Annotated in this window: 17 protein-coding genes; 13 read left to right on the top strand and 4 right to left on the bottom strand. The window is 65.2% G+C overall.

Translation table 11 applies throughout. From position 1 onward, the window contains the following. Positions 1–135 precede the first annotated feature (135 nt). The gene (locus QX108_RS00480; RefSeq protein ID WP_315726118.1) at positions 136–1,215 is read right to left on the bottom strand and encodes a LacI family DNA-binding transcriptional regulator; all 1,080 of its coding nucleotides are present in this window, start codon (positions 1,213–1,215) and stop codon (positions 136–138) included. A 326-nt stretch (positions 1,216–1,541) separates the two neighbouring features. Between QX108_RS00480 and QX108_RS00485 the strand changes: the two genes are divergently transcribed. From QX108_RS00485 to QX108_RS00510, 6 genes are all read left to right on the top strand, one after another. Then, positions 1,542–2,603, top strand: a complete 1,062-nt coding sequence (locus QX108_RS00485; RefSeq protein ID WP_172108107.1) for an ABC transporter ATP-binding protein — start codon at positions 1,542–1,544, stop codon at positions 2,601–2,603. Between the two features lie 90 nt (positions 2,604–2,693). Beyond that, positions 2,694–4,016 carry an ABC transporter substrate-binding protein gene (locus QX108_RS00490; RefSeq protein WP_315719579.1) on the top strand — a complete coding sequence of 441 codons (1,323 nt, stop codon included), beginning with the start codon at positions 2,694–2,696 and terminating at the stop codon, positions 4,014–4,016. A 267-nt stretch (positions 4,017–4,283) separates the two neighbouring features. Then, complete coding sequence (locus QX108_RS00495; protein WP_315719580.1) at positions 4,284–5,237, top strand: sugar ABC transporter permease; 954 nt, start codon at positions 4,284–4,286, stop codon at positions 5,235–5,237. Beyond that, positions 5,234–6,142, top strand: a complete 909-nt coding sequence (locus tag QX108_RS00500; RefSeq protein ID WP_172108113.1) for a carbohydrate ABC transporter permease — start codon at positions 5,234–5,236, stop codon at positions 6,140–6,142. The genes QX108_RS00495 and QX108_RS00500 overlap by 4 nt, the downstream gene beginning before the upstream one ends. A 276-nt stretch (positions 6,143–6,418) precedes the next feature. Then, a complete protein-coding gene (gene denD, locus QX108_RS00505; RefSeq protein ID WP_315785022.1) occupies positions 6,419–7,402 on the top strand; it encodes a D-erythronate dehydrogenase in 984 nt (327 codons plus the stop codon). A 74-nt stretch (positions 7,403–7,476) separates the two neighbouring features. Beyond that, entirely contained in the window at positions 7,477–8,646 is a 1,170-nt protein-coding gene (locus tag QX108_RS00510) for an acetyl-CoA acetyltransferase (RefSeq protein WP_315785019.1), read from the top strand. Between the two features lie 426 nt (positions 8,647–9,072). On the opposite strand, the gene QX108_RS00515 is transcribed toward QX108_RS00510, so the two are convergent. Continuing rightward, positions 9,073–9,636, bottom strand: a complete 564-nt coding sequence (locus QX108_RS00515) for a DinB family protein (RefSeq protein ID WP_315785016.1) — start codon at positions 9,634–9,636, stop codon at positions 9,073–9,075. A 164-nt stretch (positions 9,637–9,800) separates the two neighbouring features. Here QX108_RS00515 and ybaL point away from each other — a divergent pair, with 164 nt between their 5' ends. Further along, entirely contained in the window at positions 9,801–11,543 is a 1,743-nt protein-coding gene (gene ybaL, locus QX108_RS00520) for a YbaL family putative K(+) efflux transporter (protein ID WP_315785013.1), read from the top strand. A 935-nt stretch (positions 11,544–12,478) separates the two neighbouring features. Here ybaL and QX108_RS00525 read toward each other — a convergent pair. Then, complete coding sequence (locus QX108_RS00525) at positions 12,479–12,904, bottom strand: GFA family protein (protein ID WP_172130784.1); 426 nt, start codon at positions 12,902–12,904, stop codon at positions 12,479–12,481. 264 nt (positions 12,905–13,168) lie between these two features. Here QX108_RS00525 and QX108_RS00530 point away from each other — a divergent pair, with 264 nt between their 5' ends. From QX108_RS00530 to QX108_RS00545, 4 genes are all read left to right on the top strand, one after another. Further along, positions 13,169–14,377 carry a CoA transferase gene (locus tag QX108_RS00530; RefSeq protein ID WP_315785009.1) on the top strand — a complete coding sequence of 403 codons (1,209 nt, stop codon included), beginning with the start codon at positions 13,169–13,171 and terminating at the stop codon, positions 14,375–14,377. A 4-nt stretch (positions 14,378–14,381) separates the two neighbouring features. Further along, a complete protein-coding gene (locus tag QX108_RS00535; protein ID WP_315719588.1) occupies positions 14,382–15,548 on the top strand; it encodes an acyl-CoA dehydrogenase family protein in 1,167 nt (388 codons plus the stop codon). A 202-nt stretch (positions 15,549–15,750) separates the two neighbouring features. Next, complete coding sequence (locus QX108_RS00540; protein ID WP_315785005.1) at positions 15,751–16,887, top strand: thiolase family protein; 1,137 nt, start codon at positions 15,751–15,753, stop codon at positions 16,885–16,887. Continuing rightward, the gene (locus QX108_RS00545) at positions 16,884–17,240 is read left to right on the top strand and encodes a Zn-ribbon domain-containing OB-fold protein (protein ID WP_315785002.1); all 357 of its coding nucleotides are present in this window, start codon (positions 16,884–16,886) and stop codon (positions 17,238–17,240) included. Before QX108_RS00540 ends, QX108_RS00545 begins: the two co-directional genes overlap by 4 nt. A 658-nt stretch (positions 17,241–17,898) precedes the next feature. Here QX108_RS00545 and glsA read toward each other — a convergent pair. Next, positions 17,899–19,761, bottom strand: a complete 1,863-nt coding sequence (gene glsA, locus QX108_RS00550) for a glutaminase A (protein WP_315784999.1) — start codon at positions 19,759–19,761, stop codon at positions 17,899–17,901. A gap of 370 nt (positions 19,762–20,131) precedes the next feature. Between glsA and QX108_RS00555 the strand changes: the two genes are divergently transcribed. Together QX108_RS00555 and QX108_RS00560 are read left to right on the top strand one after the other, a co-directional pair. Continuing rightward, on the top strand, positions 20,132–21,115 hold the full coding sequence (locus QX108_RS00555) for an IclR family transcriptional regulator (protein ID WP_315719592.1): 984 nt from the start codon (positions 20,132–20,134) through the stop codon (positions 21,113–21,115). After that, positions 21,045–22,604, top strand: a complete 1,560-nt coding sequence (locus tag QX108_RS00560; RefSeq protein ID WP_315784995.1) for an acyl-CoA carboxylase subunit beta — start codon at positions 21,045–21,047, stop codon at positions 22,602–22,604. Before QX108_RS00555 ends, QX108_RS00560 begins: the two co-directional genes overlap by 71 nt. Positions 22,605–22,606 lie beyond the last annotated feature (2 nt).

Genomic DNA, 22,606 nt, shown 5'->3' on the forward strand with positions numbered 1-22,606 from the left:
TGGTGGGGGTGCCTCACGCGCGTCGAGACGCGAGATGAAGCACCGCGGTCAGATGCAATGGCCTCCGGTCGCCCAGGCTTCTTTGTTCAACGCGTCGTTCGGCCGCGTGGTTCTAGATCACCAATTTTGGTTGCGCTACCATTTTGTTCCTGTGGCGCGGCCGGATGCCGGCTGCAGGTTCGCGGCAGCCCGTTGCAACGTCGAGCTCTGCCGTTCGATCACCTCGAAGCCGAGATCCACCACGCGCTCGGCCACGGCGCGCCCTTCGATCTCGTCCATGATCATCGTCGCCGCGCGCAGGCCCATCTCGTAGCGATTGGTGCGAACGCTGGAGAGCGTCGGGACGGCCGATGCCATGAATTCCATGTCGTTGAATCCGACGATCGCGACCTGCTCGGGCACGGCGATGTGCCGGCGCTGGCATTCGAACAGCACGCCGAGCGCAAGGTCGTCATTGGCGCAGAACACCGCATCGAGGTCCGGCGCCTTGAGCAGGAGATCGGAGAACAGGCTGCCGCCCATCGTCGTCGAGGTCGGGACCGCCGTGGTGACGATCAGGCGCGGATCGAACACGGACGCCTCCTTCATCGCGTTCTGATAGCCCTGAAGACGGCGCTGCACCCTTGGGTCCATGCGTGCGCCAAGAAAGCCGATCCGTCGGCACCCCTGCGCCAGCAGATGCGAAATGGCAGCATGACAGGCATCCGCGTGGGAGAAGCCGATCATCATGTCGATCGGATCGGCGCCGAGCTCCATGATCTGCACCACCGGGCAGTCTGCCGCCTGCACGATGGCGCGGCCCTCCGCGGTCTGATCCACGCCGGTCACGATCAGCCCGGCCGGCTTCTGCATCAGGAACAGCCGCAGCAGGCGCTCCTCCTGCAGCACGCTGTAGCGTGTATTCGCAAGTTGGATGCTGTAGCGGCTGCCTTCGAACGCGTCATAGATGCCGCGCAGCACGTCGGAGAACACGTTGTTGGTGAGGGACGGTATCAATACGCCAATCACCTCGGTGCGCTGCGATGCGAGCGCGCGCGCGGCGAGGTTGGGAACGTAGCCGAGATCCTTGGCGGCACTCTCGATCCGCAGCCGGCGGCCGGCCGACACCGTGTCGGGATTACGGAAGAAACGTGACACCGTAATCGGACTGACGCCCGCCAAGGCCGCAACCTCGGTCAGCCGCACTTTGCCCGGCTCGTTACGTTTCCGTCCCATGCGATTGCTCATAGCATAGGCGAACGGGCAGACAAGCGATATTGACAGCGCTATCACGCGGTTGCTAAGCGAAGCATTGCGGAAGCGATATAAACTGCCGACAATGTCTTCGAAGCTGGTCGCCGGTTCCGGACGCAGCCAGACGATCGAAGGCAGCCAATAAAACAGCCAGCAAGAAGACTGCCAACAAGACAGCCAATAACACGTCAACAAGACCAGCAGACCAAGACTACGCAACGACAAGCGGCCAGATCAAACGGCCGAGAACAACGGTCAGGATGCCGCCGGCATGCAGCAAATGCAGCCGGTCAATGAGGAGGAAATTGATGTCGTCGGTGCAAATTCGCGACGTGCGCAAATCGTTCGGCGGATTCGAGGTCCTGCACGGCGTGACCATCCCCATCGAGGATGGCGAGTTCGTCGTGCTGGTCGGTCCGTCGGGCTGCGGCAAGTCGACGCTGCTGCGCATGCTGGCAGGCCTCGAGAACATCACCTCCGGAACGATCTCGATCGGTGAGCGCGTCGTCAACAACGTGCAGCCGAAAGAGCGCGACATCGCGATGGTGTTCCAGAACTACGCGCTGTATCCGCACATGACAGTCGCCGACAACATGGGCTTCTCGCTCAAGCTGCGCGGCGCGCGGCCCGAGGACATCAAGAAGGGCGTCGCGCGCGCCGCCGAGATCCTGGCGCTGACGCCGCTGCTCGACCGCTATCCGCGCCAGCTCTCCGGCGGTCAGCGCCAGCGCGTCGCCATGGGCCGCGCCATCGTTCGTGATCCGCAGGTATTCCTGTTCGACGAGCCGCTGTCGAACCTCGACGCCAAGCTGCGCGTCGCGATGCGCACAGAGATCAAGGAGTTGCATCAGCGGCTCAAGACCACCACCGTCTACGTCACCCACGACCAGATCGAGGCCATGACCATGGCCGACAAGATCGTCGTGATGCATGACGGCATCGTCGAGCAGATGGGCTCGCCGCTCGATCTCTACGACAAACCCGACAACCAGTTCGTCGCCGGCTTCATCGGCTCGCCGGCGATGAACTTCCTCAACGGCCATCTCAAGTCCAACGGCTCGGTCTATGTCGAGACCGACAACGGCGCCAAGCTGCCGCTGCTGTCGGCGCCGGCGGCATCCGACGGCCGCCCGGTCGTGTATGGCGTTCGCCCCGAGCATCTCGAGCTTGCCGATGACGGCATCGAGGCCGAGGTCGTGGTCGTCGAGCCGACCGGCTCGGAGACCCAGATCGTCGCCCGTATCGGCACCCAGGACATCATCGCGGTGTTCCGCGACCGCCACGAGGTCAATCCCGGCGAGAAGATCCATTTGCGCCCGCGCGCGTCGGCGGCGCATCTGTTCGACAAGGACAGCGGCCGGAGACTTTGATCCGGTCGCGCGACGCAGACCTAAGAACCAAAACGACCGAAAAATCGGCAACGAACAAAACAAGCAATACTCAACGGGAGAAAACTTCAGATGACCTATTTCCCCACCGATCGACGTTCTCTGCTCAAGGGCGGCGCGACGCTGCTGGCGGCTGCGGCGACGATGTCGGCAGAGGATCTGCTCGGCTACGCCAAGGCGTGGGCGCAGACCTCGCCCTTCAAGCCGGAGCCCGGCGCCAAGATCAACATGATGCGCTGGAAGCGCTTCGTCGAGGCCGAGGACGTGGCCTTCATGAAGATCGTCGACGCCTTCCAGAAGGCCAACAACGTCACGATCAACGTCTCCAACGAATCCTATGACGACGTTCAGCCCAAGGCCTCCGTCGCGGCCAACACCGGGCAGGGCCTCGACATGGTGTGGGGCCTCTACACGTTGCCCTTCCTGTTCTCCAACAAATGCGTCGACATGACCGATGTTGCCGACTACCTCGGCAAGAAGTGCGGCGGCTGGACCGACTCGGGCAAGGCCTACGGCATGCTCGACGGCAAGTGGATCGGCATCCCCGTGGCGGCGACCGGCGGTCTCGTCAACTACCGCATCTCGGCCGCCGAGAAGGCCGGCTTCAAGACGTTCCCGAAGAATCTCGCGGAGCTGTCCGAGTTCTTCAAGGCGATGAACAAGAACGGCACGCCGGGCGGCATGGCGCTGGGCCACGCCTCGGGCGACGCCAACGGCTGGACGCACTGGGCGTTGTGGGCGCATGGCGGCAACCTGATCGACAAGGACAACAAGGTCGTCATCAACTCGCCGGAGACCGCCAAGGCGCTCGAATACGTCAAGGGCCTGTACGACAATTTCGTGCCGGGCACCGCGTCCTGGAACGACTCGTCGAACAACAAGGCGTTCCTCGCCGGCCAGCTCTACGCCACCGTCAACGGCATCTCGATCTACGTCACCGCCAAGAAGGAGGCGCCGCAGATCGCCGAGGACATGAACCACGCGCATCTGCCGCCCGGGTTGGACGGAAAGACTCGTGAAATGCATCTCGGCTTCCCGATCCTGGTGTTCAACTTCTCCAAGTACCCGCAGACCTGCAAGGCGTTCACCGCCTTCATGCTGGAGCCGGAGCAGTTCAATCCGTGGATCGAGGCGGCGCAGGGCTATCTGTCGCACTTCCTGAAGGGTTATGACGCCAACCCGATCTGGACGGTCGACCCGAAGAACACGCCGTATCGCGAGGTCGCGGCGACCGCGACGACGCCGGCCGGCCTCGGCAAGCTCGGCGAGGCGGCTGCGGCTGCGATCGCCGACTTCGTGGTGGTCGACATGTTCGCGAACTACTGCACCGGCCGCGAGGACGTGAAGACGGCGATGGCGACCGCCGAGCGGTCGGCCAAGCGCATCTTCCGCTGAGGCGGGCGCCGATCTCGTAGGGTGGGCAAAGGCGGCGCGCCGGGGGTGGAGGAGAGAGCCAAATCTCCCGCGCGCCGCGCCGACTCTACGGCTTACTCACTGCCGTCATTGCGATGAGCCGAAGGCGACGAAGCGATCCAAATTTTCCTGCTTCGGCCCTGGATTGCTTCGCTTCGCTCGCAATGACGAAATTGGCGTTGATCCGTCCCGAACACCGGTGGGCATCTCGGGTTGCCCACCCCCGGTTCGAAGGGAGCTGCTCGATACATGAGTACCATTCAGACCTCGCTGCCATCGGGCGCCGCCGTCGGCGAGCCCTCGGCATGGTCGCGCCTGAAGACCAACCGCAACGTCATCGCGCTGTGGTTCATGCTGCCGGCGGCAGCCTTCCTGATCCTGTTCCTGGCCTATCCGCTGGGGCTCGGCGTCTGGATGAGCTTCACCGACGAGAAGATCGGCCGTACCGGCGTCTTCGTCGGTCTTGAGAACTACGAATGGCTGTGGGACGATTCGATCTTCTGGCTGTCGGTGTTCAACACGCTGCTCTACACGATCGTGGCGAGCGCCATCAAATTCGCAATCGGGCTGTATCTTGCGCTGCTGCTGAACCGGCACATGCCGTTCAAGGCGATGATCCGCGCCATCGTGCTGATCCCGTTCATCGTGCCGACGGTGCTGTCGGCGATCGCGTTCTGGTGGATCTACGATTCGCAGTTCTCGATCATCTCCTGGTCGCTGATCAAGCTCGGAATCATCACGCAGAACATCAACTTCCTCGGCGACACCTCCTGGGCGCGCGCCTCCGTCATCATTGCCAACATCTGGCGCGGCGTGCCGTTCGTCGCGATCACCCTGCTGGCCGGCCTGCAGACCGTCTCGCCCTCGCTGTATGAGGCCGCGACGTTGGACGGCGCCACCAGCTGGCAGCGCTTCCGCTACATCACCTATCCGCTGCTGACCCCGATCATTGCGGTGGTGATGACGTTCTCGGTGCTGTTCACCTTCACCGACTTCCAGCTGATCTGGGCGCTGACCCGTGGCGGCCCTGTCAATGCCACTCATCTGATGGCGACGCTCAGCTATCAGCGCGGCATCATCTCGGGGAGGCTCGGGGAGGGCGCCGCGATCGCGACCGCGATGATCCCGTTCCTGGCGGCGGCGATCGCGATCTCCTGGTTCGGCATGCAACGGCGCAAATGGCAGCAAGGATCAGACCAATGACCGACACCACGCTGCAAGCCAAGGCGTCCACCACGGCCGGCTCCGACGAATCGGAGGGCATGAGCTATCTGGAGTCGCTGCCGCGGCGGCTGATCACGCTCTATCTGCCGCTGTTCATCATCCTCGTGGTCCTGCTGTTCCCGTTCTACTGGATGGGGCTGACCTCGATCAAACCCGACGAACAGCTGATCGACATGGAGAAGTACAACCCGTTCTGGGTGGTGCATCCGACCTTCAAGCACATCTCGAAACTGCTGTTCGAGACGCAATATCCGCGCTGGCTGTGGAACACGATGTATGTCGCGGTCGGCGCCACCACGCTGTCGATCTTCGCCTCGGTGCTCGCGGCCTATGCGATCGTGCGGCTGCGCTTCAAGGGCGCCGACACTGTCGGCGTGCTGATCTTCTTCGCCTACCTCGTGCCGCCGTCGATCCTGTTCATTCCGCTGGCCTCGGTGATCCAGGCCTATGGGCTGTTCGACTCGCCGCTGTCCCTGATCCTGGTCTATCCGACGCTGCTGATCCCGTTCTCGACCTGGCTCTTGATGGGCTACTTCAAGACCATCCCGTTCGAGCTCGAGGAATGCGCCCTGATCGACGGCGCCAGCCGCTGGCAGATCCTGGTCAAGATCGTGGTGCCGCTCGCGGTGCCCGGGCTGATCTCGGCCTTCATCTTCTCGTTCACCTTGTGCTGGAACGAGTTCATCTACGCGCTGACCTTCCTGCAGTCGACGCCGAACAAGACCGTGCCGGTCGCGATCGTCAACGAGTTCGTCGACGGCGACATCTACAAATGGGGGTCGCTGATGGCCGGCGCCCTGGTCGGCTCGCTGCCCCTCGTGATCCTTTACGCCTTCTTCGTCGAGCATTATGTGTCGGCCATGACCGGCGCGGTGAAGGAGTAGGGCGGTTTAGTTAGAAGCGATTTCGATGTCGCCGCATCGACGGTGCACCCTCTCCCCTTGTGGGAGAGGGTGGTGGCGCGCGAAGCGCGCCGCCGGGTGAGGGGTCTCTCTCCGCGAAGGCGGTGCGTGTGGGAGCAACCCCTCACCCAAGCGAGTCTGCGGCACGGCCGGTGTAGCCCTCTCCCACAAGGGGAGAGGGCGCAGTAATGTAGACCGCATTCGCAATGGCCATCACCGCGGGTTGTGATCAGACAAAAAGAAACAAGGAGCATCCCCTTGCATATTCTCGTTCTCGGCGCCGCCGGCATGGTCGGACGCAAGCTGGTGGAGCGGCTGGTCCGCGACGGCCGCCTCGGCAATCACGCCATCACCCGCATGACCCTGCAGGACATCGTCGCGCCGTCCAAGCCCGACACGTCGATCGCCGTCGAAACCATCGCTGGCGATTTCGCCGTCCCCGGCTTCGCCGAGAAGCTCGTCGCTGATCGCCCCGACGTCATCTTCCATCTCGCCGCGATCGTCTCCGGCGAGGCCGAGCTCGATTTCGACAAGGGCTACCGCATCAATCTCGACGGCACGCGGATGCTGTTCGACGCGGTCAGGCTGATCGGCGACGGCTACAAGCCGCGGCTGGTTTTCACCTCCTCGATCGCGGTGTTCGGCGCGCCGTTCCCCGCGGCGATCGGCGACGAGTTCGTCAACGCGCCGCTGCTCAGCTACGGCACCCAGAAGGCGATCGGCGAGCTCTTGCTGGCCGACTACAGCCGCCGCGGCTTCTTCGACGGCGTCGGCATCCGCCTGCCGACCATCTGTATCCGCCCCGGCGCGCCGAACAAGGCGGCGTCCGGCTTCTTCTCCAACATCCTGCGCGAGCCGCTGGCCGGCAAGGAGGCCGTGCTGCCGGTGTCCGAGGACGTCCAGCATTGGCACGCCACGCCGCGTTCGGCGGTCGGCTTCCTGTTGCATGCCGCGACCATGGACACCGCCAAGATCGGCCCGCGCCGGAACCTGACCATGCCCGGCCTGACCGCGACCGTCGGCGAGCAGATCGCCGCGCTCCGCCGCGTCGCCGGCGACAAGGTCGCCGACCGGATCAAGCGGGAGCCGGATCCCTTCATCGTCGGCATTGTCGCCGGCTGGCCGCGGAACTTCGAGGCCAAGCGGGCCCGCGAGCTCGGCTTCACCACCGAGGAAAAGACCTTTGACGACATCATCCGGATTCACATCGAGGATGAGCTCGGCGGCAAGTTCGTGGCCTGAGACCGCCACCAGCCTCTGGACTCGCATGGCGCAAAGCGCCATTTGAGGGCAGGTAGACATTCGGGAGAGACAGCATGACCGCCAGCATCGTCGGATGGGCGCATACGCCGTTCGGGAAGTTCGACGCCGAGACCGTCGAGAGCCTCGTCGTCAAGGTCGCCAATGAAGCGCTGGCGGATGCCGGCATCTCGGCCGGCGACGTCGACGAGATCGTGCTCGGCCATTTCAACGCCGGCTTCTCCCCCCAGGACTTCACCGCCTCGCTGGTGCTGCAGGCCGATCCGGCCTTGCGCTTCAAGCCGGCAACCCGGGTCGAGAACGCCTGCGCCACGGGCTCCGCCGCCGTCCACCAGGGCATCCGCGCCATCGCCGCGGGTGCCGCCAAGATCGTCCTCGTGGTCGGCGTCGAGCAGATGACGCGGACGCCTGGGCCCGAGATCGGCAAGAACCTGCTCAAGGCGTCGTATCTGCCGGAGGACGGCGACACGGTCGGCGGCTTCGCCGGCGTGTTCGGCAAGATCGCGCAGGGCTATTTCCAGAAATATGGCGACCAGTCCGACGCGCTGGCGCTGATCGCCGCCAAGAACCACAAGAACGGCGTCGCCAACCCGTTCGCGCAGATGCGCAAGGATTTCGGCTTCGAGTTCTGCCGCTCCGAGAGCGAGAAGAACCCGTATGTCGCCGGCCCCCTGAAGCGCACCGACTGTTCGCTCGTCTCCGACGGTGCCGCCGCCTTGGTGCTGACCGACAGCGAGACGGCGAAGTCGTTCGCCAAGGCGGTCAATGTCCGCGCCACGGCGCATGCGCAGGACTTCCTGCCGATGTCCAAGCGCGACATCCTCGCCTTCGAGGGCTGCACCGTCGCCTGGCAGCGCGCGCTGGAGAAGGCGGGAGTGACCCTGTCCGACCTCTCCTTCGTCGAGACCCATGACTGCTTCACCGTCGCCGAGTTGATCGAGTACGAAGCGATGGGCCTGACGCCGCGCGGGCAGGGCGCCCGCGCCATCAAGGAGGGCTGGACGCTCAAGGACGGCAAGCTGCCGGTCAATCCGTCCGGCGGTCTCAAGGCCAAGGGCCACCCGATCGGCGCCACCGGCGTCTCCATGCATGTGATGACCGCCATGCAGCTCACCGGCTCCGCGCCGGAAGGCATGCAACTCCCCAACGCCAAGCTCGGCGGCATCTTCAACATGGGCGGCGCCGCGGTGGCCAACTACGTGTCGATCCTGGAGCCGGTGAAGTAGGCCGCCACTCCATCCTCCGTCATTGCGAGCGCAGCGAAAGCGATCCAGGGCCAAGCACTCGGCTCTGGATTGCGTCGTTTCGCTCCTGTCAATGACGGTGGTGCGTCCTTCCAGATGGCGTATCGGCTCGCCCGCTCATCTCTCCTCCTCGTCATTCCGGGGCATTCGCGCGCAAAAATGGCGCAGCCATTTTTGAAACAGCGCGAATGAGCCCGGAATCCATAACCACGAGCGGGCGTGGGATGAAGAATAGCGCCACTGCCAGCTCGATCCTCACGGCAGGTGGTGGCTATGGATTCCGGGCTCGCACTCCGACAGTAGGCCGACATGGGTCGGCCTGCTGCTGCGCGCGTCCCGGAATGACCGCGGGGTGAGGCTTCGGTCCCAACGTTCAGCTCGTGCTCGCTGCCGCCTTTCGCACCTTGTTCAGCTCCGCCACACCTTCTCCTCGCTGAACCCCAGCTCGGCGAAATCCTTCGTCCGCAAGCCGGCATCATCGGCCGGAAAGAACTCATCCAGCTGCGGCGGCTTCACGGCCGTCGCCGACAGCATCGCATGCGCCTGGCCGCGGTGGTGGATGTCGTGCTGGAACAGATGCAGCAGCAGGCGGTCGCAGCGCTCGTTCTGCACGCGGGTCTCGCGGTTGATGCGCACGGTGTCATCGAGCCGGGCCGGCGTCAGCGCCTCGCAGAAGCCGATCAGCCGGCGATCCATCGCGCTCTGCGCTTTCACGAGATCGGCGAGGCGCGGGAACGGCACCTGGTCCTGCCAGGCCATCGGGCCGAGCCAACCTCCCTCCAGCGCGTCGACGTAAAAGAGGTCGATGATGTAGATGTGGTTGAGCGTCTTCTGCAGGCTCGGGAAGAAGCCGGTGCGCTCGGCCGCGAACTCCTCGGCGCTGAGCTGGCCGCAGGCGCTCAGCAGCCGGTGATTGGCCCAGGCGTTGTTGTAAGCGAAGGCACGAAAAGTCTGGACGAGATCGGCGGGCATTGCGTCTGATCACCCCGTGATGGCTCGTCGCCGATCATACGGAACGGATCGCGCCCTTCACCACCGATTTCGGCTCCGCGCGGCGCATCATCCCCACCCGCGTGACGGAACTCTGCCACAATTGGTCGCGGTGCATCGCCAGGCCTCCCGTGCAACAAGTTCAGATGCCGCACGACACACCCCTCATCGCGACCATCGTCGCCGGCCTCGGATTGGCCTTCGTCTTCGGAGCCCTCGCGCAGCGGTTCCGCTTTCCCCCGCTGGTCGGCTATCTCCTCGCCGGCGTAGCCGTAGGCCCGTTCACGCCCGGCTTCGTCGCCGACCAGGCGCTGGCGACCGAGCTCGCCGAGCTCGGCATCATCCTCCTGATGTTCGGCGTCGGCCTGCATTTCTCGCTGAAGGACCTGATGTCGGTGCGCGCCATCGCCGTGCCCGGCGCGGTCGTGCAGATCACCGTCGCCACCCTGATGGGCATGGCGCTGAGCTGGGCGATGGGCTGGTCGATCGGCGGCGGCCTCGTCTTCGGCCTGGCGCTGTCGGTCGCCAGCACCGTGGTGCTGCTGCGCGCCTTGCAGGAGCGGCGGCTGATGGACACCGAGCGCGGCCGCATCGCGGTCGGCTGGCTGATCGTCGAGGACCTCGCGATGGTCCTGGCGCTGGTGCTGATCCCTGCCTTTGCCAGCCTGCAGACCGGCAATGGCGACGTCGCCGCCGCCGATCCGCTCGCCGCCCGCTTCGGCCTGGGCTTGACCGGCGTGCTGCTGCTGACCTTCGCCAAGATCGGCGTGTTCATGGCGGTGATGCTGCTGGTCGGCCGCCGCCTGATCCCGTGGATCCTGCACTATGTCGCCCACACCGGCTCCCGCGAGCTGTTTCGTCTGGCGGTGCTCGCGATCGCGCTCGGCGTCGCGTTCGGCTCGACGAAACTGTTCGGCGTGTCGCTGGCGCTCGGCGCCTTCTTCGCCGGCATGATGCTCGGCGAGTCACCATTGAGCCAGCGCGCTGCGCAGGAATCGCTGCCGCTGCGCGATGCCTTCGCGGTGCTGTTCTTCGTCTCCGCCGGCATGCTGTTCGATCCGGCGAGCATCATCCGCGAGCCCTGGCCGCTGCTCGCGACGCTGTTCATCATCCTGTTCGGCAAGTCGATCGCCGCGTTCCTGATCGTGGTCGCATTCCGCCATCCGGTCTCGACCGCGCTGACGATCTCGGCAAGTCTGGCGCAGATCGGCGAGTTCTCCTTCATCCTCGCCGAGATCGGCGGCGCCACCAACCTGCTGCCGAAAGCTGGCCGCGACCTGATCCTGGCCGGCGCCATCATCTCGATCATGCTCAATCCGCTGATGTTCGCGGCGCTCGACTGGCTGCTGCCGCGGCTGGAGCGCCGGCGCGATGATCCGGCCATGCCAGCCGCAACGCCGCCGGCCGAAATCCCGGTGACGGATCTGACCGAGCATACCATCATCGTCGGCTACGGCCGCGTCGGTCGACTCGTCGGCGAAGCGCTGCAGCAGCGCGGCCACGTCTTCCTTGCGGTGGAAACATCGGATGACATTCTCAAGCAACTGAAGGACGCCGGCATCGAGACCATCACCGGCAACGCCGCCCGCAGCAACGTGCTGCGCGCGACCAACCCGTCGGCGGCCCATGCGCTGGTGATCGCCATCCCCGAGGCGTTCGAGGCCGGCCAGATCGTCGAGCAGGCCCGCGCCGCCAACCCCGCTCTGCACATCGTGGCGCGCGCGCATTCGGACGCCGAAGTCGAGCATTTGAAATCGCTCGGCGCCGACATGGTCATCATGGGCGAGCGCGAGATCGCCCGCGGCATGATCGAGGAACTGGACACGCGGCCACCTGATCCGGCGCCGGAGCTTGTGCCACAGCGGGCGGGGGAAGGCGTGCAGGCGTGAGCGGATCGTTCGGCTCCGTGGTTGGATGTCTGACACGGCCGTGGCCTCATGGTTCGAGACGCGCCGCTCCATGAGCGGCTCGTCCCGGTCAGCTCGCCGTGCCCGCGGCGCTCCTCACCATGAGGGGGCAGCTCGGAAATCATCGCGGCGCCCGAACCATGGGCGGCGTGCTCATAGACAGAAGGCGGACGCCTGAACCGATTGGTGCTTGCCGCTTTGCCAGACCGGTTTCGCCCCTCACCCTGAGGAGCCCGCCCGCAGGGCGGGCGTCTCGAAGGGCGAGGCCTCGACCTTCGCATGGTCGGGTCTTTGGGCGAGGCGTCATCGTCCGAAGACGCGCTGCGATCCCTGCGACAAGCGGTTCGGAGCCTGCGCCGGCAGCCAGAATTCGCCTGCGGGATCAAGCCGATTTGCCCTGTCCAGTCCTGCCGCAAAAAATAATCCTGTTTCCATTTTTCAGAAATCATGCTTTGATGCCGTCATCCTGCTTCGCCACGAGGGGCGCTTCGCGATCGTCACGAACGTTGAGGCAGGGAGGCGGTGGCCGCGACGTGTCGCAGCGTAGCTTGTCTGCGCGGACGAACGGCATGGCGCGGACGCGAAGTCGCGTGGTCCCGGCATCCCGGCATCCCGACGCTGATGCCAAGCCTGAGGGGCATGATGATCCCGAGGGCGACGGTGGCCAAAAGCCGGTGCACCGAGGAGAGCGCGAAGTAAGCGTGAAAACCATCGCGCAGGGAAGGCCGGGTCGGTCCGGCTGAACCTGTGGTTCTCTCCCCGTGCTTTTCTTTCGCACGGGGGCCACGGGTGCCAGTCGGCACCCGGCCTTCCCTGCGCCCTCTGTTTCAAGAGAGGGCGGTCGGATCAGCAAAGCTCGGACAGATCCTGTCGCGAGGCCGGTGATGCTTGCGCATCTGTTGCACGCGGACCTTGACTCACTCCGGCATCATCTCGCCGGAGCCGCCGAACTCGGCTGGAAAATCCTTCAGCTTCGGCAGCCCGTCCTTGATCGGCAAAACGCTCTCCGCGTAGTTGACGTGCACGCCGGGCGTGAACTTCAAGGTCGGGATGGTCGCGGCATAGACGTCGATCATGCCGAGCGGCGGGTGGTCGGTCATCAGGTGACCGCCGCATTTGGTGCAGTATTTGCGGTGGCTCATGTCGGTCTTGTGATAGGTGCCGATCGCTTCCGCGCCCTTGGTCACGCGCACGTTGGCGGGCTTCCATAAGGTGAAGGCGTTGACCGGGCCCGCCGACCACGAGCGGCAGGACGAGCAGTGGCAATAGCCCATCGCCTCCGGCTCGCCGTCGGCTTCGAGCTCGACCGTGCCGCAGAAGCATTTGCCCTGATACAGCGTCATGACAGCGTTCTCCCTCACTGGTGTTCTTGGATGTTGGACGGACATGCTGACACAGCTTGGCGGCGAAAGGGAATCGCAGAATGGAGCTGATGGCACGGAACATCTGGTGCGATGCAACGGCCCGGGTGCGGCCGTGATCCGCGCGGCGGAATGTTGCGACAGCGCGCTCGCGCGCATGGCCCCATACGCGCACACCCGCTTGCTCCGGAACCGACTGTGCCGTTAGCTCTGTCCATAACAACGAACCAGGGAGCCGACGCCGCGATGGGACCGCTTGCGGGCATCAAGGTCATCGACATGACCACCGTGCTGATGGGGCCGTATGCCGCCCAGACGCTCGGCGATTACGGCGCCGATGTCATCAAGGTGGAATCGCCGGAGGGCGACGTCACCCGCAAGATCGGCCCCTGGCGTCATCCCGGCATGGGGCCGGTGACCCTCAACACCAACCGCAGCAAGCGCGTGATCTGCCTCGACCTGAAGAAGCCGGCCGGCCGCGAGGCGGTTCTGCGCATGGTCAAGGACGCCGACGTGCTGCTCTACAACATTCGCCCGCAGGCGATGGCGCGGCTGAACCTCGGCTACGACGTGATCTCCGCGCTCAATCCGCGGCTGGTCTATGCCGGCGTGTTCGGCTTCGGACAGAACGGCCCCTATGCGGCCAAGCCCGCCTATGACGACCTGATCCAGGGCGGAGCGGCGCTGTCGCACCTGATGGCGGTGGCCGGCGACGGCACGCCGCGCTATGTGCCGAACGCGCTGGTCGACCGCATCGTGGGACTCACCGCCGTCGGCGCGATCTGCGCCAGCCTCGTGCATCGCGACCGCACCGGCCGCGGCCAGCGCCTGGACGTGCCGATGTTCGAGACCATGTCGGCCTTCATCATGGGCGACCACATGGGTGGGCTGACCTACGAGCCGCCGCTGGACAAGGGCGGATATGCGCGGCACCTGTCGCAGGACCGCCGGCCCTACAAGACCGCCGACGGCCATATCTGCGTCATCGTCTACAACGACAAGCAATGGGAGGCGTTCTTCGAGGCGTCCGGCCGCACCGACCTCCGCGCCGATGACCGCTTCAACAGCTTCGCCCGGCGCGCCGCCAACATCGATGTCGTCTACGCCGAGTTGGCGCGCATCTTTCAGACCCGCACCACGGCGGAATGGACCGCGCTGCTCGACAGGGCCGACATCCCGGTCATGCCGATGCACGATCTCGAAAGCCTGCTGCACGATCCGCACCTCGTCGCGACCGATTTCTTTCCCGTCGTGCAGCATCCGACCGAAGGCCCGATCCGCAGCACCCGCGTCTCCGCGACCTGGTCCGAGACCAGGGCCGAGCCGCAGCATCTGGCGGGGCGGCCGAACGAGCACGGCGAGGAGATCCTGCGCGAGCTCGGCTTCTCGACGGACGAGATCGCCGCGATGATCCGCGACGGTGTGACGATGCCCCGTCCGGCGGCAAAGGAGTGAGCAGATGGATTTCGCGCTCTCCGCCAACCAGGAATCCATCCGCGATGCGGTGGCAAAAATCTGCGCCGATTTCGACGACGCGTATTGGCTGAAGAAGGACAAGGAAGGTGGCTTCCCTGCCGACTTCCACAAGGCCCTGGCGGACGCCGGCTGGCTCGGCATCTGCATCCCCGAGGAGTATGGCGGCTCCGGCCTCGGCATCCTCGATGCCGCGATCATGATGCGCACGATTGCAGAGTCGGGAGCGGGCATGAGCGGCGCCTCGGCGATCCACATGAACGTGTTCGGTCTCAATCCCGTCGTCGTGTTTGGCACCAAGGAGCAGTGCGCGCGGATGCTGCCCGGCATTGTCGACGGCACTGAGAAGGCGTGTTTTGCAGTCACCGAGCCGAACACCGGCCTCAACACCACGCAGTTGAAAACCCGCGCCGTGCGCAAGGGCGACCGCTACGTCGTCAACGGCCAGAAGGTGTGGATCTCGACCGCGCAGGTCGCCGAAAAGATCCTGCTGCTGGCGCGCACCACGCCGCTCGAGGAGGTCAAGCGCCCGACCCATGGGCTCAGCCTGTTCTACACGGATTTCGACCGCAGTCGCATCAAGGTGCACGAGATCGAGAAGATGGGCCGCAAGCCGGTCGACTCCAACGAGCTGTTCTTCGAGGACTTCGAGATCCCGGTCGAGGACCGCCTCGGCGAGGAGGGGCGAGGCTTCGACTACATCCTGCACGGCATGAACCCCGAGCGCATCCTGATCGCCGCGGAAGCCGTCGGGCTCGGCCATCTTGCGCTGTCGCGTGCCTCGGCCTATGCGCGGACGCGCAACGTCTTCAACCGGCCGATCGGCCAGAACCAGGGCATCCAGCATCCGCTGGCGACGAACTGGATGGAGTTGGAAGCCGCGTGGCTGATGGTGTTGCAGGCCGGCTGGCAATACGACCAGGGCATGGCCTGCGGCCCGGCCGCCAACGCCGCGAAATATCTCGCGGCAGAAGCCGGCTTCCACGCCTGCGAGCAGGCCGTGATGACTCACGGCGGTTTCGGCTATGCACGCGAGTATCACGTCGAGCGTTACCTGCGTGAATCCCTGATCCCCCGTATTGCCCCAATCAGCCCGCAACTGATCCTGTCCTTCATTGCCGAGAAGGTCCTCGGGATGCCGAAATCGTACTGAAGACGAGTTTGACGATGACATGCCCGCACTCCCTCCCTACGTCATTCCGGGGCGCCCGAAGGGCGAGCCCGGAATCCATAACCCCAGGGCGATGTCGTGAGGCGGGATGCCAACCACGTCTGTGCCTCACACAGCATCCGGTGGCTATGGATTCCGGGCTCATCGCTGCGCGATGCCCCGGAATGACGGAGCGCGTGGCGCGATGACCTACATCACCGGCACCGGCCTGACCTCGTTCGGCCGCCACGATGGCCGCTCGTCGCTCGACCTGATGAGCATGGCGGCGCAACTGGCGCTCGATGACGCCGAGCTGACGCGTGATGACATCGACGGCATCCTGTGCGGCTATTCGACGGTGTCGCCGCACATCATGCTCGCAACCGTGTTCGCCGAGCATTTCGGCATCACTCCGTCCTATGCCCATGCGGTGCAGGTCGGCGGCGCCACGGGGCTCGCGATGGTGATGCTCGCGCATCACCTGGTCGAGGCAGGCGTCGTCGAGAATATGCTCGTCGTCGCCGGTGAGAACCGCCTGACCGGCCAGAGCCGCGACGCCTCGATCCAGGCGCTGGCGCAGGTCGGTCATCCCGGCTACGAGCTGCCGCTCGGTCCGACCATCCCCGCTTATTACGGCCTCGTCGCCTCGCGCTACATGCACGAGTACGGTGTCACCGAGGAGGACCTTGCCGAATTTGCGGTGCTGATGCGCACGCACGCACTGGGTCATCCCGGCGCGCAGTTTCATGAGCCCATCACGGTTGCCGACGTGATGGCGTCGAAGCTGGTCGCAAAGCCGCTGAAGCTGCTCGACTGCTGTCCGGTGTCCGACGGCGGCGCAGCCATCATCGTCAGCCGCGAGCCGACCGGATCGATTGCGATCAGCGTGCGCGGCTGCGCCCAGGCGCACACGCATCAGCATGTCACCGCGGCTCCGGCTTTGAGCAAGCTCGGAGCGGAGATCGCGATCGAGAAAGCCAAGGCCGCTGCCGGTGTCGCGATCGCGGATGTCGACTATGCCGCGGTCTATGACAGCTTCACCATCACGCTGTGCATGCTGCTCGAGGATCTCGGTCTTGCCGGCCGCGGCGAGGCGGCGTCGCGAATCAAAGCGGGGCATTTCAGCCGCGACGGCGCCATCCCGCTCAACACGCATGGCGGTCTGCTGAGCTACGGCCACTGCGGCGTCGGCGGCGCCATGGCGCATCTCAACGAGGCGCATCTGCAGATGACGGGGCGGGCGGGACGCCGCCAGGTGCGGGAGGCCGCGCTGACGCTTCTGCACGGCGATGGCGGCGTGCTGTCGTCCCATGTCAGCATGTTCTGGGAGCGGGTGCGATGAGGGAAGGAGACGATTGGACCAAAGGCGTGGCGGCGATTCGCTATCAGCGCTGCGCGTGCTGCGCCCATGTGCAGTATTTCCGCCGAGACTTCTGCGCGGCCTGCGGCTCGCTGGCGCTCACCGACCACACCGCGAGCGGGGAGGGCACCGTCTACGCGACGTCGCTGGTCTGCCGTGCCGCGACCCCGGAGACCCGCGCGTATGTGCCCTACAACATCGTGCTGGTGGACATGCGCGAGGGCTTTCGCATGATGGCCCATGGCGACCACGATCTGACGATCGGCGACGCCGTCGCGGCGCGCTTCACGGCCTTTGCGGGTGGCACGGTGCCATATTTCGGAAAGAGGGCATGAGAATGTGTGGCCGCGCGACGTCGGGAGACGCGGGCCGCGGGCGGCCGAGGCGGGACGATACGCCATACAAATTCGTCCCGACCCGGATCGCCGCGCGATTGACGCAATACTGGTACGCTACGCCTACTAACTCAAACGCAACTCAACTCGGTCGTTCGCGTGAGCAATCAAGCCCACAATCCTACCTACGGGCGATGAAGAAACTGCGACGCAGAACCTCCAGACAGCCCTTCATCGCCCGTAGAACAGGACGCTGGCGATGACGATCATCGAGGTCACCGCCAGCATGTGCGCGAGTGCTTCCGATGTCGCCCTCTTAGTGGCTTCCTTCATGCCGTTTCCTCCCTGGACTGGACACGACTCTCCGTTGCGCGAATACACACGCGACGGCGGCTGGAATTTTACTCGGAACACCCCACTTCGACGTTCGCTTTGCGAGTCCCCACTCGGCGTTCATCGACGGTTCAGAACATCGTCGGGCAATGCGGCGCGAATTGGGCTCGCTTATGGTTGTCCTGCGACCGTGTTCCGGTAACGTTTGGGCGAGACCGTACAAATACGAGTGATGAGAAATGTAGTACCGAAGCTATCAAATGCTGTGAATTGCAACCTTGAGTATTTATTTGCATCTTCTACATGCGACGCTTCGATGACCGGCTTAGTCGGCAGCGAGCAGATTGAGCCTCGCATTGGCGATCGTGAGACGCTCCGCCAGCAATTGCGCCAGATTGCGCATGATGCGCTCGCCCGCTTTCGGATGCCGCACGCGGAAACGCTCGAAATCCGCAAGCGTGATCTCGAAGGCGGTGGCCGAGAAATCGGCGGTCACGTCGGCGGAGCGCACCGGGTCCAGCAGCGCCATCTCGCCGAAGCATTGGCCCGCGGTGAGCGTCGCCAGCCGGATGCCGTCGGACAGCGTGACGTGGACGACACCGGAGCGCAGGAAGAACAGCGCGTGTGCCGGCTCGCCGGAGCTGAGAATGCGCTCGCCCTGCTGATAATGCCGGATGATCGCCAGCGCCGCGAGCTCATGGCGCTCCTCTTCGCCGATCCCTGCAAGCAGCGGCTGCTCGGCGAGCTCGGTGGTTTCCAGAAAGTCGATCGCGCCGCCGTAGCGGTAGACGATCTGGTCCTCGGCCCATTCGATCGCGGTGTCGAGCAGGTAGAAGTCACGCACGTTCCTGATGTCACCGGTGCGCGCGGTGATCTCCTGCCATTCCGGCGACGAGCGCCGGATCCCGGACAGCACGACGGTCACGTGGAAATCGGCCAGCTCGTGAAACAGCTCGGCGAGCAGGCGCAGGCCCGCTTGTGTCATCGCGGTGACGCGGTGCAGGTCGAAGATCACGAATTGCGGGCGCGCGCTGGCGGCGAGCTGCCGCGAGACATAGTCGACATTCGAGAGCGACAGCGTTCCGACCAGCTCGAGCACGCGCACGGCATCGGGATGTGCGGCCAGGATATCGCGCTCCTGGGCGCGGCGGCTGCGTCGCGACGGATTGGCGCCGATGTCGTAGTCGGCGATGATCGTGGTGCGCGCATCGTCGGAGCGGTTCAGCATGTGCAGGCCGTAATGCGCCGACAGCGCCTCGCACACCTTGATGCCGCGCACGCTGTTGCCGTGGCCGTCGAGCCGCGGCGAGTAGCTGCCCAGTCCGAGGCGCGCCGGCAGGCTCGCGAGGATGCCGCCGCCGACGCCGCTCTTGGCGGGAATGCCGACGCGGTAGATCCATTCGCCAGCGAAGTCGTACATGCCCGAGGATGTCATCACCGAGAGCGTCCGCGACACCGCATAGGGCGTCACCACCTGCTGGCCGGTGACGGGGTTGACGCCGCGATTGGCGAGCGTCGCCGCCATGATCGCGCAGTCGCGCGCAGTGACCAGCACGGCGCATTGCCGGAAGTAGACCGCGAGCACGTCGTCGACGGATTCCTTGATGACGTCAGAGGTGCGCAGCAGGTAGGCGATGGCGCGATTGCGATCGCCGGTCGCGGATTCAGAGGCGAATACCGCATCGTCGACGTCGAGCTTGCGTCCGGCAAAGCGGCCGAGCGCATCACGGATGGTGTCGAAGGCGTCCGCCTGCCGCGCCTGCCGGAGCAGGCCGCTGCAGGTGATGGCGCCGGCATTGACCATGGCATTGAACGGATGATTGTCGGCGTTCAGCCGGATCGAATTGAAGGGGTCGCCGGACGGCTCCACACCGATGACGCGCTCGACCGCGTCCGAGCCGAGAATATCCAGCGCGAGCGCGAACACGAATGGCTTCGACATGGACTGGATGGTGAACGGCACGCGGCTGTCGCCGACCTCGTAGACGTGACCGTCGAGCGTGGCGAGGCTGATGCCGAAATGCGCCGGATCAGCCTTGCCGAGCTCCGGGATGTAGTTGGCGACCGCGCCGTCGTGATCGGACCAGAAGTCGGCGTGGCAGCCCGACAGGAAGCGCTGCAGCGGTGGCATCGCGGCGGACGCCCAATTCTGCGGGTTCTGGATGGGCCTCGGGTGTCGGGTGGTCATGGGCAGCTCGGCGGGAACAAGATCTGGAGCCGGTTATGTCGTAGCCGGGCCGGGGCAGCCAGCCCACACTTGTCGCAATGCTGGTCAAATGCTGTTGCTGCTCACCGATTGGGCGAAGCGGTGGCATGGGCCCGCGCCATCGGAGCTGGCGAGCGAGCTGCCGGAGCACCGCAGTGCCGCGCTTCGGAACTGCCATCACCGCCATGGTTGGCATGCCAGTGCAGATTGCACCGCGATTCCGCGTCTTGTGCCAACACGCTGAAGAACAGCAGCTTTTAGAGAGGGTCTATGGTTGTGACGGCAAAATTGCTGCGGTAGCTTGTTCGATAAGCGGAATATCATTCCGCAGGACGGAATTGGTGGGAAACGCATGGGACGACGGTCTGAGCGATTGAGCAGGGCGGGCATGCTGCCCGGAGATCTCGCCGGGGAAGGTGAGGTCATTCAGGTGGTGTCGCGAGCGTTCGACGTGCTTCGCTGTTTCGAGGGGCACGATTCGCGGCTCGGCAATCTCGAAATCTCGAACCGCTGCGGCCTGCCGCGGTCGACGGTGTCGCGGCTGACGCACACACTGACGCGCATGGGCCAGCTGGTCTATCTGCCGCGCGATCAGAAGTACCGCATCGGCCCGAGCGCGGTTGCGATGAGCACCTCGATGACTCGCGGGCTTCAGCTGCGCAACCTGATCCGCCAGCGTCTGCAGGATGTCGCCGAGCAGTTGCCGGGCACCGTCGGCTTCGTCATCCCCGATCAGTTTCATCTGGTCTATCTGGAGTTCGGCCGCGCCGCGAATGCGCTCGGCCTGCACGAGACCACTGGCAGCCGCATCTCGATGGCCTCGACGGCCGCGGGGCATGCGTATGTCGCTGCGCTCGAGCCGGAGATCGGCGACGCGCTGCTCGCCGAGATGGAGCGCGAGATGCCGGATGCGGCGAGTCTCTTGCGGCCGCGGCTCGAGCACAACAGGCAGTTCCTGAAGGAGCATGGCTACGTGGTGGCCTGCGGCCTCTGGAGCCCTCATATCAACGGCCTGGCGCTGCCGGTGTGGTCGCCGCAGTACCAGACCAACGTCGTGCTGACGATCGGCCTGCTGTCGGCGATGTATGACGAGCAGCGTCTGCACGACGAGGTCGCTCAGCCGATGCGCGAGCTCGGCCGCAACATCGCGGCCCTGCTGCAAGGCGCGGAAGCCGATGTCTTTAACAGCCGGATGGAAAGGAAGCCGCTTCCTGTGACGGCGAAGACCAATCATAAGAAGACCATCACCGGGGCAGGGGGAACGAATGAGTTGGCAGCCGGAGCTCGAGGAATTGGCCCGGCGCGAGGCCTTCGCGCGGGAGATGGGCGGGCCTGACAAGGTCAAGCGTCAGCACGACCAGGGCCGCCTCACCGTTCGCGAGCGCATCGACGGCGTCGTCGATCCCGGCAGCTTCCACGAGATCGGCGCGGTCGCCGGTCTCGGCGACTATGACGAGCAGGGCGAGCTGAAGCATGTGACGCCCGCCAATTGCGTGTTCGGGCGCGCCCGCGTCGACGGCCGCACGGTCGTCGTGGTCGGTGACGACTTCACCGTGCGCGGCGGCTCGGCCGACGCGTCGATCGCGGCGAAGCCGCTGATGGCCGAGGAGATGGCGCACGATTTCCGTCTGCCGATCATCCGCATCATCGAGGGCTCCGGCGGCGGCGGCTCGGTCAAGACGATCGAGACCAAGGGCGCTGCCAATCTGCCCGGCGGCATCGGCGGCAATCGCTGGTATCGCTACACGACCGAGAACATGTCGCTGGTGCCGGTGGTCGGGCTGGGTCTCGGCTCGGTCGCGGGGCTGGGCGCGGCACGGCTGGCGGCGAGCCACTATTCGGTGATGACGCGGCAATCGGCGATGTTCGTCGCCGGCCCGCCGGTGGTGAAGCGGCTCGGCCAGGACCTCGGCAAGATGGAGCTCGGCGGCGCCGATATCCAGACCAAGGCCGGCGGTGTCGACCATGCCGTCGATACCGAGGCGGAAGCCTTCGCCTGCGCGCGGCGTTTTCTGTCCTATCTGCCGTCCTCGGTCTACGAGCTGCCGCCGACCTTGCCCTGCACCGACGATCCGCAGCGCACCGACGAGCAGCTGATCAGCGCCGTGCCGCGCGATCGCCGCCGCGTCTACAAGATGCGGCCGATCATCGAGTCCGTCGTCGACAGCGGCTCGTTCTTCGAGGTGGCACAGAACTACGGCCGTCCGCTGATCGTCGGCCTCGCGCGGCTCGAAGGCCGCGCGGTGATGGTGCTGGCGAGCGATCCCTATCACTTCGGCGGCTCATGGACCGCGGATGCCTGCCAGAAGGTGATCCGCTGGGTCGACTTCGCCGAGACCTTCCATCTGCCGATCGTCTATCTGATGGACTGCCCCGGCTTCATGGTCGGCCTGGACGCCGAGAAGGCGGCGACCATCCGCCATGGCGTGCGTGCGATGGCGGCGGTCAACCAGTCGACCGTGCCGTGGTGCACGGTGATCGTACGCAACAATTTCGGCGTCGCCGGCGTCGTGCATCAGCCGGCCGACCGGTTCTCGATGCGCTATGCCTGGCCGTCGGCCCATTGGGGCTCGCTGCCGCTCGAAGGCGGCATCGAGGCGGCTTACCGCGCCGAGATCGATGCAGCGCCCGATCCAAAGGCCAAGCTGAAGGAGATCGAGGAGCGGCTGACCAAGCTGCGCTCGCCGTTCCGTTCGGCCGAGAAGTTCTGGGTCGAAGAGATCATCGACCCCCGCAAGACGCGCGCGCTGCTGTGCGAGTTCGCGCGTCTCGCCGAGCCGCTGCGCACGCCGGGCCCGCCGACCGCGATGACGACGCGGCCGTGATG

Source organism: Bradyrhizobium sp. SZCCHNR1002 (assembly GCF_032381435.1).
GTDB lineage: Bacteria > Pseudomonadota > Alphaproteobacteria > Rhizobiales > Xanthobacteraceae > Bradyrhizobium > Bradyrhizobium aeschynomenes.

Bases quoted from the DNA above. Each gene is read 5' to 3' on its own strand.
- QX108_RS00555 (WP_315719592.1), top strand. From the start codon at position 20,132: ATGGGACGACGGTCTGAGCGATTGAGCAGGGCGGGCATGCTGCCCGGA.
- QX108_RS00480 (WP_315726118.1), bottom strand. From the start codon at position 1,215: ATGGGACGGAAACGTAACGAGCCGGGCAAAGTGCGGCTGACCGAGGTT.
- QX108_RS00495 (WP_315719580.1), top strand. From the start codon at position 4,284: ATGAGTACCATTCAGACCTCGCTGCCATCGGGCGCCGCCGTCGGCGAG.
- QX108_RS00510 (WP_315785019.1), top strand. From the start codon at position 7,477: ATGACCGCCAGCATCGTCGGATGGGCGCATACGCCGTTCGGGAAGTTC.
- QX108_RS00485 (WP_172108107.1), top strand. From the start codon at position 1,542: ATGTCGTCGGTGCAAATTCGCGACGTGCGCAAATCGTTCGGCGGATTC.
- QX108_RS00560 (WP_315784995.1), top strand. From the start codon at position 21,045: ATGAGTTGGCAGCCGGAGCTCGAGGAATTGGCCCGGCGCGAGGCCTTC.
- QX108_RS00540 (WP_315785005.1), top strand. From the start codon at position 15,751: ATGACCTACATCACCGGCACCGGCCTGACCTCGTTCGGCCGCCACGAT.
- QX108_RS00530 (WP_315785009.1), top strand. From the start codon at position 13,169: ATGGGACCGCTTGCGGGCATCAAGGTCATCGACATGACCACCGTGCTG.
- QX108_RS00500 (WP_172108113.1), top strand. From the start codon at position 5,234: ATGACCGACACCACGCTGCAAGCCAAGGCGTCCACCACGGCCGGCTCC.
- QX108_RS00515 (WP_315785016.1), bottom strand. From the start codon at position 9,636: ATGCCCGCCGATCTCGTCCAGACTTTTCGTGCCTTCGCTTACAACAAC.
- QX108_RS00525 (WP_172130784.1), bottom strand. From the start codon at position 12,904: ATGACGCTGTATCAGGGCAAATGCTTCTGCGGCACGGTCGAGCTCGAA.
- QX108_RS00535 (WP_315719588.1), top strand. From the start codon at position 14,382: ATGGATTTCGCGCTCTCCGCCAACCAGGAATCCATCCGCGATGCGGTG.
- QX108_RS00545 (WP_315785002.1), top strand. From the start codon at position 16,884: ATGAGGGAAGGAGACGATTGGACCAAAGGCGTGGCGGCGATTCGCTAT.
- glsA (WP_315784999.1), bottom strand. From the start codon at position 19,761: ATGACCACCCGACACCCGAGGCCCATCCAGAACCCGCAGAATTGGGCG.
- ybaL (WP_315785013.1), top strand. From the start codon at position 9,801: ATGCCGCACGACACACCCCTCATCGCGACCATCGTCGCCGGCCTCGGA.
- QX108_RS00490 (WP_315719579.1), top strand. From the start codon at position 2,694: ATGACCTATTTCCCCACCGATCGACGTTCTCTGCTCAAGGGCGGCGCG.